Source organism: Erwinia sp. QL-Z3, from assembly GCF_004551645.1.
GTDB classification, from domain to species: Bacteria; Pseudomonadota; Gammaproteobacteria; order Enterobacterales; family Enterobacteriaceae; genus Erwinia; species Erwinia billingiae.
In genome coordinates this window covers 44,924-58,966 of sequence record NZ_CP037949.1, presented here as the reverse complement: position 1 = coordinate 58,966, position 14,043 = coordinate 44,924, and the positions used below count along the sequence as shown (strand labels likewise).

The following is a 14,043-nucleotide window of genomic DNA, read 5'->3' as shown; positions in this document are numbered from 1 at the left end:
GGCGGGAAAAGGCGCCACCCGCAGGCGGCGCGTATCGCTACTGCATCCAGTGCCGGTTGCCCGAGTCGGGCGTCCGCCTGAACTGTACCCGGAAAAGCACCGTCGGCAGGTACCAGTAAAGAAGGTTCAGCAGCCACCAGGACCCCTGCCCTTTCTTCAGGTGTCTGACGAAGAGCCAGAGCACGGCCCCCACGCAGAGCATGATGATGAATATGTCGCAGAAGAAGCCGATGACGCCGCAGCCGACGAGAACGAAAGCCTCCTCGGGCGGGAGGCCGAACACGCGTTTCTGGCCGTTAAGCGTTTCCGGGAACCGGTATTTAAGCGCGTCGCTGTCCATGCAAATCAGGAGCCGGCGAGGGAGAAGAAGGCACGGGTGATAAGGATAAGAATAACGAGGCCGGCAAAGACCATCGGGTTGCGGGTTTTGATATAGCCGACAACGGACACGATAATCTCGGCAATATACAGCACCCACTCCACCGTACTGCCGTGGCCGAAGGTATCGTTGGCATCCGCCTTCTGGGTTTTCAACAGGTCTTCAGCACCGGCAATGTGCGGAAATATAACCACCGCCAGCATCAGCGCAAATAACGCCAGGTTACGCTGGGCTGCAGGAGATTGTCTGAGACTGAATTTCAAATGGGACAGACTGAAAGAAGAAAAGGAGTTTTTGATGCGGGTGATAATATTACCAGAACGGTCAGGGCCGCTCTCAGGCAATGCTACCGCCACACTTGCCGGTTTCCCGGAAATGGAATTTACGTGTTGCATGTAGAGAAATCCTTAATGAAGTAAATTTAAAAATACCAACACCCTGAAGAGTGAGGCGTGTATTTTGTCATCAGACAGATAACAAGCTTGATATTAAGTAAGTAAAGAAAGACAGGGATCAGGAAACTGACTTTCCTGCCATACGGTTTTCCTCAGTACGTTTATGCATCTCATCGATAACCCGCTGCGCCATTTCATCTATTATGAAATGCACTACAGCGCTTGGTTTAACCGGAAATCCTGTAAGTCCGGTAACTTCAATAGCCAGCTTTTCAAGCTCCTTGTAACGGGCATGACCTATATAGACTGTTGTTGTAGTGGTATCGGCCCCCAGTGTTCGGCGACTCATAGCAACTCCTTAAGATCAGGTTGTAACTTTATAAAAAACCTCGAAAGACGCCGGAAACACCAACTATTCAATTAAGAAATCACCCCTTCAGTTCGTCCATCAGGAAAATACACATGAAAAATCTCGACGCAGAGGCACATTCATGAAGAAGAAATTTCGAAACTCTTACCGATGTCATGACGGCTGGTTCTTACCTATCAATCATCTAATCGATACCTCAATATCAATTATTCCAGATATGATTTTTTGATTGATAAAACATAAAATATCACTAACCTGTACTAAAGTAGAAGGGCGATGAACGCCCTTGACAAACCAATAAAATTAATATCCATATCTTAAGATTGCATCCAAAGCCAACATAATTACGAGAGCAAAAAATGAAAATCAGTAAGGTACTGAATCCTGACAGCAGTAGAAGAGGACGTATTACAGATGAGTTATGGAAACACAACGGAAAATTCCATCCAGTTGAAATAGAACAATTTAATTTGGAGATCTTAGATGAAGACGGCGCTTTGCAGGCGGGACTGATAGCCCAAACCTGGTGGGGAGCACTGGAAATTCAGTACTTGTGGGTATCAGAACAGATGAGAGGTAAAGGATGCGGAAAACAACTTGTGCTTGAAGCTGAAGCTATAGCCTTAGAGAGAAACTGTCACATGGCTTATGTTGATACATTTGATTTTCAGGCAAGAGGTTTTTATCAAAAACTGAACTACAAGGAGTATGGATCACTGGATGGGTATGCTAAAAAGTTTGAAAGACATTATTTATCCAAAGCATTAACGTAGTAATTAAAAGGTATACCGGGAGTAAATTCATGCAAAAGCCCCGACATAAGTCAAATATCCTTTATTCCTTAATACCCACATTTGATTTGCTGTCAGAACCATGGGGGATTAAAGATACGAAATCCCGTCATATTTATATGAATAAAGCCGCAAAAATGTATACCTCCACGCCTGACAATTTTGATGTGGAAGGTAAGTTAGACTCTGACTTCCCTGCTTCATGGGCAGAGATGTCAGATGGTTTTGCAGAACATGACAGGAAAACGGAAAATGCGGGTAGCAGGATAGCAGTTATAGAAACAGACTTCTGGTTCGGCAAAAAAGAAATGGAACCTTATTTCAGTGAAAAATTCCCTATTTTCGACGATCAGAAAAAATGCATAGGTACTATCTGGAACGCCAGGAAGGTTAAGGTTATTTCTACATTAGCTTGCATTGGAAAGGAGAAGCCAGGAGTACTGCACATTGACTCCCAATCTGACACATTCACTGAAAATGAGATGAATATTATCTTTCTTCTCATGAAGCGACACAGTCATAAAGAAATATCAAATATTCTGAGCATTGCTGTAAAGACAGTATCCAATCGCATACAGAATATGAAAGAAAAGGCCGGGGTTCATTCGGTGAGACAGCTTGAAGATTTTTGCCGGGAACTTGGTCTTGAAAGTTACCTTCCCAAAAACATGGTTAGAAAAGGCATCCGTTTCGTTTAACAGGTATAAATTATGAATCTTTATGAGAACTACCCCGTTGCCCGAGTTCCTTCCAAACAGCGCATGCCATTTTTCGGTGTCGCACTGGTTCACATGGGGATGCTAACGGCATTAGATCAGTTCATGCTCGGTGCTGTGCTCGGGCATTCAATGACTTATATTCATGCTTTCATTGCTATAACTGGTGGAAGCATTATTTTCTTTATCGCGACAGTAGGACTGGGATATGCCGGGATGAAGGAAGGCATGTCAGGCAGTCTACTGGCTCGCTGGTGTGGCTTTGGACGCATCGGTTCTGTACTGGTTTGATTACTCATCGCTATAAGCCTGTTGGGTTGGTTTGGTGTCCAGAATTCCGTGTTTGCTAATTCACTGGATTATGCGCTAGGGCACCGACTGGGATTCCATCTTGCAGCTACTCTTTCTGGCCTGACACTAACTTTTATCGTTGCATTCGGATTCACAGCTTTGAAATTTGCAGCTCGTATCGCAGTGCCTGCTTTCATTGTTAGCGTCGTTTATATTTCAACAGTAATACTTTCAGGACATAGTATTTCGGAGCTTTCAATCCTCTCGATGCATCAGAATGCCATCACTATAAGTGACGCAATAACGATGGTCGTGGGTGGAAGTATTGTTGCAAGCCTGATTACTCCCGACCTGACCCGTTACTACAGCAATGGCCGCCAGGTTTTCTGGATGACTACGCTAACGATTATAGCCGGTGAGTACATCATAAATGGCTTGGCCATCGTCGCATCTGTAATGCTCAAAACGTCAGATGTTGTCACCATTATGTCCGAAGTCACCGGAGGTATAGGCCTTCTTGTAGTCGTTTTCTCAACGATGCGCATCAATGACATAAATCTCTACTCATCATCGCTGGGTGTAGCCAACACGATTGAAGCTTTAACAAAAAGAAAGGTCTCATATATCTTGGTAACCATTCTCATTGGAGTGGCAGGAACAATACTGTCAGTGATAGGTATCCTGGATAGATTTGTAGACTTCCTGAACCTGCTGGGCGTCCTCTTCCCACCCGTTATCGGAGTGATGCTGGTTGATTACTTCATTCTTCGCAGTGACAGGGAGGTGCTGGATGCATCCCGACGGAATGGAACGTTACCGGATGAGATAAAGACAAAAAAAATTGGCTGGCTCGCAATTGCGGCCAGCCTTTTAGGGGGGGGTATCTGGTTATTGTATAACCACAGGGGTGCCTGCAGTTAACTCGATTCTAGTTGCATGCATCTTCTACTGGCTCAGTGAAAAAACATGGTTACACATTCAGTCACGACGGTTCAGTAACGCGTAAATATTCAGTCTGATTAGTACAACCGCGCGCAACATGTTGAGATTGAACACCATCAATTTTTGTTGCGCCAACTTGAGTGACTTCTGAACGCTTTCTTCGGTCACTTCATAAAACTCGGCAATGAGATGCTGCGAGATACCCCATGAATAAAGTATCGAATAGTCACTTTGTTTGGCAGACATCTCAGGAAAAAGGTTGTGGAACTTTTTTAAATCAGTACGATCAGGCATAGCCATGACAGTCTCCTACTCAGATTGTAATGGTCAGCTGTAGGACCGGATGGCCGTCTGGTTCTACAGCGTTTCTTTTTTATCTCATTTTAGGCTTTTCGCGCCAGACTCTATATCTTTCACAAACTCATCTAAAGCTTCCAGTATGAGCCAGTGCCTTGTGCGCCGACTGGATGCTGCTAAATCATCGAGTTTTTCCTTCAGGGACTCTGGCAATTTAACTGTAACCTGGAAACCCTTATCGTTTGACATTCTCACGCCCTCATAATAATTACTTTAGATAAGATACATCACCTTGCGATTACTGTAAAGTCACGTCATCCAAAAACATACCTAAACCGCAATGCATTGAATATTCCTGTAAAAATTAAACAGGTAAATTCAAGAATAAAACATCGCGCAGAAGCTATATAAACATTACATTCAGGAAGCGACGAAAAACAGAATTGTATATTACGAAAAACAATCAATAACTTTCGAATCATCGAGAAATTTTTCAATGAAAATGACAATAGATAGTCTAAAATTGAGGCAGGTTAAAGTTATAAAAAATATTAACCCCCACCAATCCCACTACAGCCATAAAATCAAAAAAAAGCAACATATAGTTAGAAAAAAATAATTTCAAATGATTTGTTTTTAACAACTAAGACGCAACTCAATAATTTTTATGGTGAGATAAAATCAATCTTCATCTATGAAGTGTTTTCTTTCCGATTTATCTTCTGCGTCACTTATTCCGGTAAGATTTCTGTCAATGAGAGCTTCAAGCGCGCCAACTGCATTCTCCCCCCTGAGCTGCAGGTACATTTCTGACACCATGGCGATCATGATGCTGATACCTTCACGGCTTCCAGAGACTTTACGTATAAGGTCCCTGTTAAAACCTTCCTCATCGAATTTACTGCCTTCACCCTGATGTTTTTTTACCATCAGGCCAATACCAACCAGTTCATTTACCACGGATGAAAAATTTATCTCGCCATGCGTTGCGCCGTTCTGCAGTTCGAGTTGCACAAGTTCATGAACTTCACGCTCGGTTTTTTCTTTAAAGTAAATATTTCTTCTTGCCATGTTTTTTCCTTAGCGCCACATCAGAATACAGCCACGACTGACATGGCATATTTTACGTTATTACCAGTACTGTAAAGCACCCACAATCCAATTTTTTTACTAATATGCGTTTTTTTATTATTCATCAGGTTTTCACTGTGTGTCAATCAGGCACTACAAATTAGTTTCCTGCATCAGTCTGATGTGTGTCAATCAGGCACCTGAAGCAAACTGATGGTGTGTCAATCCGGCACCACAACGATTTTTGTGTGTGTTAATTCAGCAATATACCTCAAAAAGAGTGTGTCAATCAGGCACTATTCATCATAATTATGTGTGTCAATCCAGCACTACCCTGGAACTCACTTTCCATATCTATTTGTTAAATAGTAATAACCACACTTAACACACCATACAGTGCCTGTTACAGTGCCTGATTTACACACAATCAGGCACTGTAAAGACACACAATCAGGCACTGCAAAGTGTGCTAATTAGCACACCACATACGCCACACATGTAAAATATCATGTCATTAATCAGGTAAGCACATGTTATTAAAGCTAAAAACCGCAAGATTACATCTTGCGTGGGGTGTGATGAAATTAAACCTTCCAAAAGCGGCTTGTTAAATACCGCCATCCTGCCGATTTCTTTTATTATACCCCTGCCTTTGCAGTGTCCCCCTGAGCGCTCCGTGCGCGTCTGTAACGAATTATCTTGCATCGGGTGATCTGACGCGCTATTTTCCTGGAAACCCGCTGTATTTAATTCCCTACACGTCACGGGACTGTCCCTAATGAAATGGTTTGCAGTACTGGCATTAACGGCCGCATTTACCGCGCAGGCAAAGCCTGAAATGTGCTTTACCCGTGCGGGTCACGATTACGGGATAGACCCGCTGCTGCTCACGGCAATATCAATCAAAGAGTCCAAGCTTAAAGCAGATGCGGTTAACGGGGATAACAGGAATAAAACGGAAGATGTATGCGGGATGCAGGTCAACAGTTCTCATTATAAAAAACTGAAGCAATTCAATATTGATCGCGCTCGCCTGCTCGACGATCCCTGTATATGCGTTTACGCCGGCGCATGGGTTCTCGCCCATAACTTCCGGTCTTACGGTAAAAACTGGAGCAGCGTCGGCATGTATAATACCGGCCCTTCACCAAAGCTCATCACGCAGCGAAACGCCTACGCGAATGACATTAAAAATATTTACAGAGTTCTGCTGGCCAGAGCAATCGTTGCGGGTGCAAATAACCAGTCTAGCATCGCTGCAAAAACTGATACTGGCAATAATGAAGAACCCGTGGCGCAGGTCATAAAAAAACCGGTCAGATGACCGGTTTTTTATTTATCACCACGGCTGCACGGGCCATCCTTCGAGCGGCTTCGCATCGCGGTCAATTATCACCACGTCCGCCCCGTTAATTTCTCTCGCCTCCGTCAGCAGCCTGATGGCGTCTTCAGACAGCCCGGCGTTTCGCATACACATTGCCGGGATAGCCAGCTTATCGGGAATAACCATAAAGCCAAAAAAAATATTAACCACCCACCGTTCCGGCGCATTACCTGCCTGTTCCCCGCTCAGCTCTGCCAGTATTACGGCATCACGCCGGGTGATATTGTTCATTGAGCAGGTCAGCACGCGCATTTGTTTCTCATCCATTAATAAATCCTCCCGTTCCCGGTTATGACCGGGACACATTTTTTCAGGTCGCGGTAAATTCTTCCCTGTTCCCTGATAATGTTTCCGTATTATCCGGTATTTTCTGACGGATAATACGGCTCCGTGATCCCCTGTTCAGGGCACAGTATCAGGCGGCCCGCGGTATTTTTTGCAGCGGGCCGGACGGCCCCGCCTCATATTATTTACCCTTCATAAACGGACAGGCCCGTCAGCACGTCCGCATCACTGTCGAAATGGATCATCGACACGTTAAGCGACCGGGACAGTAACTCGAGGGTGCTATACCCCGCGTGCGCAGCTCACCCGGCGCGTCAGCGCGGGCGGTGAGCCGGATGATAAATTCGTTATGCATACCCGTACTGTGGATCCACTCATGGGTGAAGGTTTCCGCGCTGTCGATCGGATCGCTGAGGTAAGCCAGCGTCAGCGCATCCTGATGGCTCAGGTGGGCGCTGCTCAGCATGATGTAACGGAGCAGCGCATTTTCATTTTTTTCCATTGTTCCTGTGCCGCCCCTGACGGGACGGCCCTCCGTTATCAGGCAGCGCCCGCTTCAGTTCAAGACCACGCAGAAACTGGCCCCATTCGCTCACGCGCATCGCGGGCACCCGGACGGTCTGACGCTTCTGCACGTAGTGCGCCACGTGGCGACTGCGCGCACGGATTTCCGGCGCAATATCCCGTTCAGCCACGTCTTCCCGGCTGATGCGCGTATGCCGCGTGGCATTCCCGCTATTTACTTCCCCGGCAGGGGGTGCAATGATGCTGACTTCGACAATATGCATGATTAAACCTCGAGTATTTGTTGAAAGCCGGGAAGTCCCCAGGAAGGCCTTTCCGGCACGGACGGGCAGGGGAAACCCTGCCCTCTTCGTTTCTGATGTTTCCTGTTTTCCCTCCTCAGCGCTCAGGGCGCGGCCAGTAGTGCCTTCTCAATTACCGTGTATCCGGTGTCAAACTGGTACACCGCGACGGGCCAGCCATCCGCCAGATACAGCGTCAGCCCCTCCGGCCAGTCGCCGGGTTCAGCAACGGCCTGATAGCGGGACAGCTCCTGCCAGTCCATGCCCGACCAGCCGCAGAACTTCCCGTTGGCGCAGACGTGATCGCACAGGTCGAAAAACTGGGCTTCCGTCAGGTTTGTTTCACCCCATCTTTTGGAAGATTCTGGCGTGGCGGTTTTGACGTTGACGTTATGTGTGTTCATGCTGGTTTCCCCGCTTCGGTTATCAGTTCATCTTTCAGTGAGTTCAGTCGCGGCGAAGGGCAAAGGAGCAACGACAGACGGCTGACCGCACGGGCGTCACCGCAGGCCGCAGCGCAAGGGAGCCGCAGGCGAGTGCGAACGGGCGAGGAACGGCGAAGCGTACCCTTGCGGGCAGACGGATGACGGTGCTACGGCCAGCCCTCCGCGAACGGACTTACCGGAAGATGTGCAGCCGGACTGAAAAACGGGGATGAACACACCCGACGCGACGGAACGGCGTGGCGTCCGCAGCGGCCGCAGCGCGGCCAGTGAAATGCGCCAGCGCACGCTGGCTGCGGGGTTGCGTCAGTCGATGGAAACCCGCCGGCCCGGAACGGGCAAGGGCAGAGACGGCCTGCCGGCTCGGTGCGCAGCATGACAGCGCGGCCCGCAGGGAGACGCCCGGGCCGGGGATGAAACGATGAGAATGAGGTTATGAACCAGGAACTAGAGCTCCCGGAACATAAATAACCTGAGCCATCCCATAACTCAGCCAGAAATCACGCAGGGGTAACGCTTCACACGCAGGAGAAAGGCCGGTGCGTCAGCACCGGCGTTATCCGGCCCGCCAGGGCCGTGGCCCGTTCTCTCCGGTTCATCCGCGTCCCTGCTCACAGAGACGCCGACGTTTTTATCCGGGCAGGCGGTTCTGCAGCGCCATGCGGTCAGCCTGCAGCTGACGAAATCGCTGGCAGTAGTGCTCGCTCAGTTCCGGCTCGTCGTGAAGGTCGTACATCCAGCTGCGGTGGTTCAGTACCAGCAGGGTGATAACCAGCCCCGCAGCTTCGGCAGACAGCGCCAGGTCAGCGCCGTTATCGGGACTGACAAAGCGCCAGCGCCCCGCGCCTGGCTGCATGAAGCCGCCGCCGCTGGCCAGCACCACAAACTCCCACTCGCAGCCGTCATACCCCGAAAGGAAACGGCTGGCGTAAAGAAAAACGTTGTACTCGGCGCGCACGTAATCGTGGGAAAACAGCATCGGCAGAAAACGCATCTTCACATAGCGATCGACGTGGGTCTGTATGTTCATAGCTTCTCCGGTATCAACAGGGTTATCAGCGCGGGCTTGCGCCGTGACCACACCAGAGACGGGCGAAAAGTGGAGAGCGCGGGAGCGTCACCGCAGGCCGCAGCGCAAAGCCTTTGCGGGCTGAATGCCCGTCAAGGCTGCGAACGCGCGAGGAGACGGCGAAGCGTACTCTTGCGAGCGCAGCGGCCCGGCTAAGGTTCGGGAACGGCGTGAGCCCTCACGACGCGGCGGCCGGCAGGGTTTATTTCCGCCAGGCATCTGCCGCGAGGCGGGTGCCGGTCAGCGGCGGAGCGCAGCGAGGTCCTTTTTGCCTTTTTCCGCACTCACGCCGTGCGGGGCGGCGTGAGTCTTCCGTCAGGCGGCCAGCAGCGCCCGGACGCGGGCAATATCGGCCAGCCCGTCGCGGACCGCCGCCGGCGTGCCTGCGCCCGTCTCCCAGGCCGCGCCGTCTTCAGAACTCAGGGCATGCTCTGCCGTTCGCATCACGCGCGCCAGCAGGCCGGCGTCCAGCGTCACCGTCTCACGACCTGCCCGCAGCCCGGCCAGCAGTTCCCGCACCCTGCGCGATGAAATGCCCTCTTCCATGTGGTCGTACAGTCCGGCGTTGCCTATCGCGCACAAAATCGCGTCGGCCTCCTGCGCCGTCATGTCCTCCGCCTGCGCCATCAGGTCCTGTTCCGTCCAGACCAGCAGCGCCAGCTTTTCCTCGCCGCCAAAGGCGCGCTTTATCAGGCGGGTCACTTCTTTTCGGGTTCCGTACATCATGTTTACTCCGTCAGTATTGTTGTGGCCGGGGTTACCCGGCCGCGTGAGGTCAGTCCTGAAAGGCGGCATCCAGCGCCAGCGCTTCTTTGTAGGCTTCCAGAAACAGCGCGTTGATGCCGCATACCGTCTGCCGCGCCAGCCGGATTCCAGCTCGTTCAGCCGGGTCCGCAAATCACACATTTCATTTGAAAGCGCCGCCACCCCGGCGCGGAGTTCTTCATATCCGGCATAGTTCATTTCGCGGCCTCCGGCAGCCAGTCCCCGTTGGCGGCGGGGCGCAGCATGGAGCGCTGCACCGCGGCCAGCCGTTGCTGGCCGGCACGGTGGTATGTCTCCATCATCTCGATGCCGATATAACGGCGCCCGGACTGGAGCGCGGCCACGCAGGTGGAGCCGGAACCGGCAAACGGATCGAGGACAATGGCGCCCGGGTGCGTGAATGACTCGATCAGTGGCTGAAGGCTGGTGACGGGTTTTTCGGTCGGATGGTGTTTGTTTCCGGTGTATTTCAGCCCTGCACGTCCGGCAGCGGATTCTCCGGCAGGCGCGGGCGGCCCTTTGCCAGCACGTAGGCGCACTCATGGGTGTAGCCCACGTAGGCGGATTTAGAGGCGTAGGTCTTGGTAAACACAAAGTGGCCGACGATGCGAAAGCCGGCGGCGGTCCAGGCGCTGATAAAGCGATCGGCGCGGTTCCAGCCGTAAAAGCTGACCATCAGAGAATCGTTTTTAAGCACGCGGTACATTTCATGACAGGCGGGTTGCAGCCACTCGTCAGTTTTGTCGCCGGCGATGGTTCGCCCGGAACGGTCGCGGAAGCCGACCAGGTACGGCGGATCGGTCAGAATGAAATCGACGGCCTTATCGGGAAAGCCGGACATAATCCGGATACAGTCACTCTGGATAAAACGGGACATATGCACATTCCTCTGCTGATGGGGACACCCCTCTGGTGCCGTGACCTCCACACAGACGGGCGTAAAGCGGAGCAGGCAGGGGCGACACCGCAGGCCGCACGCGCCACCGGAGCGGACTGAACGTCCCGCGTAAGGTGGGGAACGGGCGAGGATGGAGACGAAGTGAACCCTTGCAGGCGAAGCGGCCCGGCTACAGTGAGGGCACGGCACTTACAGGTGCCGGCGACCGGCTACAGTGAGGGCACGGCACTTACAGGTGCCGGCGACCGGCCAGCGGACGGACGATGGCTCAGCAGCGGAGCGAAGCGACAACCTTTATTGTGGCGGGGGATACCCGGGGCCCGTTGAGCATCCGTGGGCATTTAATCCCGGGAACTTTTCGAAATGGTGTCATCTTCAACAGAAATCAGAAATGTTTGATAAGGCCAGAAAGGCTGCTTTGAGCGAGGAGCGGGCATTTGCTATTCATACCTGTTCAGCTCCACACTCTTTTGAGTGTTCCGATTGTCCTTACATCACTGAGTACTCTTCCGGCGTGTTTGAAAGGCGCATTCAAGATCCGAATAGCGCCTCGCTCACCTTAAAAACTCTTTGTGCTCTTTTTCCTAAGGTGCCCTTGGTGGTTCGCCAATGCTTTTTAACAGGGAGTTGTATTGATTCGGATCTGCCGCATAAATCTTGTCCAATACGTAGTTTGCCACCTTGGAAATTTCTGGAATTTCCACAGGTTTGAATCCGCGATCAGGGATTGATTCGAGATGCGAAAACTCGTTGTTAAGTCTATTCACAAGAGCTATCGCAGTTGGATCCTCTTCGCCAAAGAATTTTTTGATCCTTTCAAAGGCATCATTCTTGTCATCATGGTGCGGGAACTTAAAGAACAGAAATGCCTCGAGGAACTTACGGAGGTTATTACCGAATCCATAGAATGGTTCATGAGATTCATTCGCTCCACCTTGATTGCGGCACTTGTAGATCTGATGAAACAGGTAGTTGAATTCAGTGATGTAGTCTCGCAGATATGAAGGCATCAGGGAAATCTGGCTTGCCCCTCCGTTTCTCTCCACGATGAAATGTTGGCATCCACCGTGATTCTTCTCATTAGGAAGCGATATTTTCTTTAGATACTTCAAGAAATCTAGGTTATGGGTGGATATAAAAAGCTGCTTGTAGCGATAGCTGTTTGTTCCATCTGCATTCTTGATAGGTTTCGCAATCAGGCTTTCTATCAAGCTGAACATGAAGAAGATATGATTCCCGTCTAGGCTGGAAATTGGGTCATCTATATAAATGATCAGATCCTTACCTTTGCTGTCTGGCTCTTCCAGCTTGGCTATGAAGTAGCAGAAAGCAATCAGGCTGCATTCGCCTTCGCTCAAGTTGTAGGCAGATTTTCCATCTCTGGTGACTTCAAACTTAATCGAAGTATTCTCAACATTGTCTTTGGCTTCAAGCTTGATGCCCTCATGACCAAAGAAGTGACTGAGCAAGTCATTTACTCGCTCCGCGCCCTTGCGTTCATCCTTCTGCTGGCCCTGTAGACGGGTCACTTCGGTTTCTTGTTCGAGAATTTCGGCTTCAGCTTCGCTAAATGCAATGTTGGCTGTGTCAGCATCTGTTTTGAGACTGGCAATACGGGCTAATTCAGTACCGTAGGTGATGTCTCCGATAAAAGACGCCACATCGGTAAGCCGTAGAGATTCTCGTGCAGTGTTTTTATCGTTCTCCAGCGAAATTGTGCGACCATTGTTTTTGGCAATCAGATTATTGATGTCGCTCACGCATTGTTGAATTGCAGTCGGATCATGAAAATAGACAGGTCTGGCAACCTGCTGAAATATGGCGTTCTTTCTCTTATCCAACGCAGCCTTCAGAGCTTTGAGATCCAGCATGTAGCCTTTCAGGTAATCAGTAAGCGTTATCTTGGTGGTTTCGAATGAAATTTTTTCTTCTGCATAGAACTTATCGCCAGTCAAAGTCAAGAAGTTAGGAATGGCTTGGATTTCGGTGGCGATGGATGTCAGGCATGAATCGATACTCGACTCCAGTGCCGAGGATTCCTTACTGAAGTGAGAGTCTAATACCTGCCAGATGTCATGAGGAAGATTCTGACGGCAGAATGCGCAAGTGCCCCGCTTATCTTTATGTAGCGGTATGCCATCCTTAACCCACATCTGAAGAGCCGTCTCATTCAACAGCTCCTGAATTGGCTGTGTTGGCTTAATCAATCTTGAAAGGAGTTCTTCAGCTACCTTGCTTATTGATTCGATGTTGAGGCTTATCGATACGGTATCGGTAATATCAGGTAGGGCCTCTTGCTTCAAGAGATTGACCTTGGAAGCTTGTTCTTCGGTTGTCAGTGCTATGAAGCTAGGTTTTTTGACTAAGCCAATGTCTTTTTTGATGCTTTCAATGTTGTAGACAGCAGGGCCGTAGATGCGGTTCTGTTTAATCTTATTGTTGGCATGAGAACGAAGTTTGCCCTCTAGAGCATCAGACGCAGTTTTATGATTGCCTTTCGTTCGGTCTCTCTCTTTCTTTTTAGCTTCAAGTTCATACCGGAGGCCTGACTTCGATTCAACACTGCCCAGCTTAGTTTGGATTGCGGTAATGGAATCTTCGATTTCTTTATTCTTTTCACCAACGATAGCAAACGTCTTGATCGCGCCGTCTGTTTGATTGACTAGGAAGCTTAGGTTATCGCTAACAAAATCCCGGTTGTAGACCCGAACATCATAGCCATGACCTGAAAGGCCTACCGATGTCACATCACCTTTGTCACCACGAATGGTGAAATTTGGGTCCACGTAGTTGTGTGGAATGCGCCCAGTTTCCAAAGCGCGGAAAATCCGCGAGAGTGTAGTTTTACCAGAGTAGTTCCGTCCGTATAGGATGTTGAGCCTCTTGAAATTCTGGACGGTATTGCCTGTATCTTTAAGGCTATTTTTCCAACTGAGGTCCGTAAAACTACCGAAACTACCGATGTCAACCTGACTAAACATGAACACTCCCCTAGCGCTGGCTATTGGTTGCCAATTTTCAATTGAAACAAATTGTTCATCTAGTCTACTCTGAGGTTAAGGAATATTTGAATAGGTCATTAATAAAATTGATGAATAATTTTATGAATTGGAATTCAGCATCCTTCTAAATGCCCCTCAA

Annotated in this window: 16 protein-coding genes and 2 pseudogenes; 4 read left to right on the top strand and 14 right to left on the bottom strand. The window is 49.6% G+C overall.

The features are described from left to right. Positions 1-37 precede the first annotated feature (37 nt). From traL to E2F51_RS00310, 3 genes are all read right to left on the bottom strand, one after another. Positions 38-340 carry a type IV conjugative transfer system protein TraL gene (traL, locus tag E2F51_RS00320; protein WP_013200009.1) on the bottom strand — a complete coding sequence of 101 codons (303 nt, stop codon included), beginning with the start codon at positions 338-340 and terminating at the stop codon, positions 38-40. Between the two features lie 5 nt (positions 341-345). Beyond that, a complete protein-coding gene (locus E2F51_RS00315) occupies positions 346-774 on the bottom strand; it encodes a type IV conjugative transfer system pilin TraA (protein ID WP_134822425.1) in 429 nt (142 codons plus the stop codon). Positions 775-892: 118 nt separating this feature from the next. Continuing rightward, a complete protein-coding gene (locus tag E2F51_RS00310; protein WP_134822424.1) occupies positions 893-1,123 on the bottom strand; it encodes a hypothetical protein in 231 nt (76 codons plus the stop codon). Positions 1,124-1,503: 380 nt separating this feature from the next. On the opposite strand from E2F51_RS00310, the gene E2F51_RS00305 reads away from it, so the two are divergent. The 3 genes and pseudogenes from E2F51_RS00305 to E2F51_RS00295 all read left to right on the top strand — a co-directional run bounded on the left by E2F51_RS00305 (position 1,504) and on the right by E2F51_RS00295 (position 3,948). Then, positions 1,504-1,917, top strand: a complete 414-nt coding sequence (locus tag E2F51_RS00305; protein ID WP_134822423.1) for an N-acetyltransferase — start codon at positions 1,504-1,506, stop codon at positions 1,915-1,917. Positions 1,918-1,946: 29 nt separating this feature from the next. Then, positions 1,947-2,633 (top strand): PAS and helix-turn-helix domain-containing protein, encoded by a 687-nt coding sequence (locus tag E2F51_RS00300; RefSeq protein ID WP_134822422.1) that lies wholly within the window; start codon positions 1,947-1,949, stop codon positions 2,631-2,633. Between the two features lie 12 nt (positions 2,634-2,645). Continuing rightward, positions 2,646-3,948, top strand: a pseudogene (locus E2F51_RS00295) (cytosine permease). Here E2F51_RS00295 and E2F51_RS00290 read toward each other — a convergent pair. The 3 genes from E2F51_RS00290 to E2F51_RS00280 all read right to left on the bottom strand — a co-directional run bounded on the left by E2F51_RS00290 (position 3,921) and on the right by E2F51_RS00280 (position 5,252). Next, positions 3,921-4,184, bottom strand: a complete 264-nt coding sequence (locus E2F51_RS00290; protein ID WP_134822421.1) for a hypothetical protein — start codon at positions 4,182-4,184, stop codon at positions 3,921-3,923. The pseudogene E2F51_RS00295 and the gene E2F51_RS00290 sit on opposite strands and share 28 nt — an antisense overlap. Positions 4,185-4,262: 78 nt before the next feature. Continuing rightward, positions 4,263-4,430, bottom strand: a complete 168-nt coding sequence (locus E2F51_RS24260; RefSeq protein ID WP_134822420.1) for a CopG family ribbon-helix-helix protein — start codon at positions 4,428-4,430, stop codon at positions 4,263-4,265. A gap of 432 nt (positions 4,431-4,862) precedes the next feature. Further along, positions 4,863-5,252, bottom strand: coding sequence for a relaxosome protein TraM (locus E2F51_RS00280; protein WP_134822419.1), 390 nt, complete (start codon positions 5,250-5,252; stop codon positions 4,863-4,865). A gap of 778 nt (positions 5,253-6,030) precedes the next feature. Here E2F51_RS00280 and E2F51_RS00275 point away from each other — a divergent pair. Next, positions 6,031-6,576: a lytic transglycosylase domain-containing protein gene (locus tag E2F51_RS00275; RefSeq protein ID WP_134822418.1), complete on the top strand. Its 546-nt coding sequence runs from the start codon at positions 6,031-6,033 to the stop codon at positions 6,574-6,576. Positions 6,577-6,591: 15 nt separating this feature from the next. On the opposite strand, the gene E2F51_RS00270 is transcribed toward E2F51_RS00275, so the two are convergent. From E2F51_RS00270 to E2F51_RS00230, 8 genes and pseudogenes are all read right to left on the bottom strand, one after another. Next, positions 6,592-6,903 carry a hypothetical protein gene (locus E2F51_RS00270; protein WP_134822417.1) on the bottom strand — a complete coding sequence of 104 codons (312 nt, stop codon included), beginning with the start codon at positions 6,901-6,903 and terminating at the stop codon, positions 6,592-6,594. 259 nt (positions 6,904-7,162) lie between these two features. Further along, positions 7,163-7,423: a hypothetical protein gene (locus tag E2F51_RS00265; protein WP_134822416.1), complete on the bottom strand. Its 261-nt coding sequence runs from the start codon at positions 7,421-7,423 to the stop codon at positions 7,163-7,165. Then, positions 7,410-7,709, bottom strand: a complete 300-nt coding sequence (locus tag E2F51_RS00260) for a hypothetical protein (protein ID WP_134822415.1) — start codon at positions 7,707-7,709, stop codon at positions 7,410-7,412. The genes E2F51_RS00265 and E2F51_RS00260 overlap by 14 nt, the downstream gene beginning before the upstream one ends. 122 nt (positions 7,710-7,831) lie before the next feature. Next, a complete protein-coding gene (locus E2F51_RS00255; RefSeq protein WP_134822414.1) occupies positions 7,832-8,131 on the bottom strand; it encodes a hypothetical protein in 300 nt (99 codons plus the stop codon). Positions 8,132-8,801: 670 nt separating this feature from the next. Beyond that, positions 8,802-9,200 carry an antirestriction protein gene (locus E2F51_RS00250; protein WP_134822413.1) on the bottom strand — a complete coding sequence of 133 codons (399 nt, stop codon included), beginning with the start codon at positions 9,198-9,200 and terminating at the stop codon, positions 8,802-8,804. Between the two features lie 354 nt (positions 9,201-9,554). Further along, the gene (locus tag E2F51_RS24255; RefSeq protein WP_371732124.1) at positions 9,555-10,202 is read right to left on the bottom strand and encodes a DUF1380 family protein; all 648 of its coding nucleotides are present in this window, start codon (positions 10,200-10,202) and stop codon (positions 9,555-9,557) included. Beyond that, a pseudogene (locus E2F51_RS00240) lies at positions 10,199-10,881 on the bottom strand (DNA methylase). The gene E2F51_RS24255 and the pseudogene E2F51_RS00240 overlap by 4 nt, the downstream one beginning before the upstream one ends. Before the next feature lie 605 nt (positions 10,882-11,486). Further along, positions 11,487-13,883, bottom strand: a complete 2,397-nt coding sequence (locus E2F51_RS00230) for an AAA family ATPase (protein WP_167738366.1) — start codon at positions 13,881-13,883, stop codon at positions 11,487-11,489. Positions 13,884-14,043: the final 160 nt, after the last annotated feature.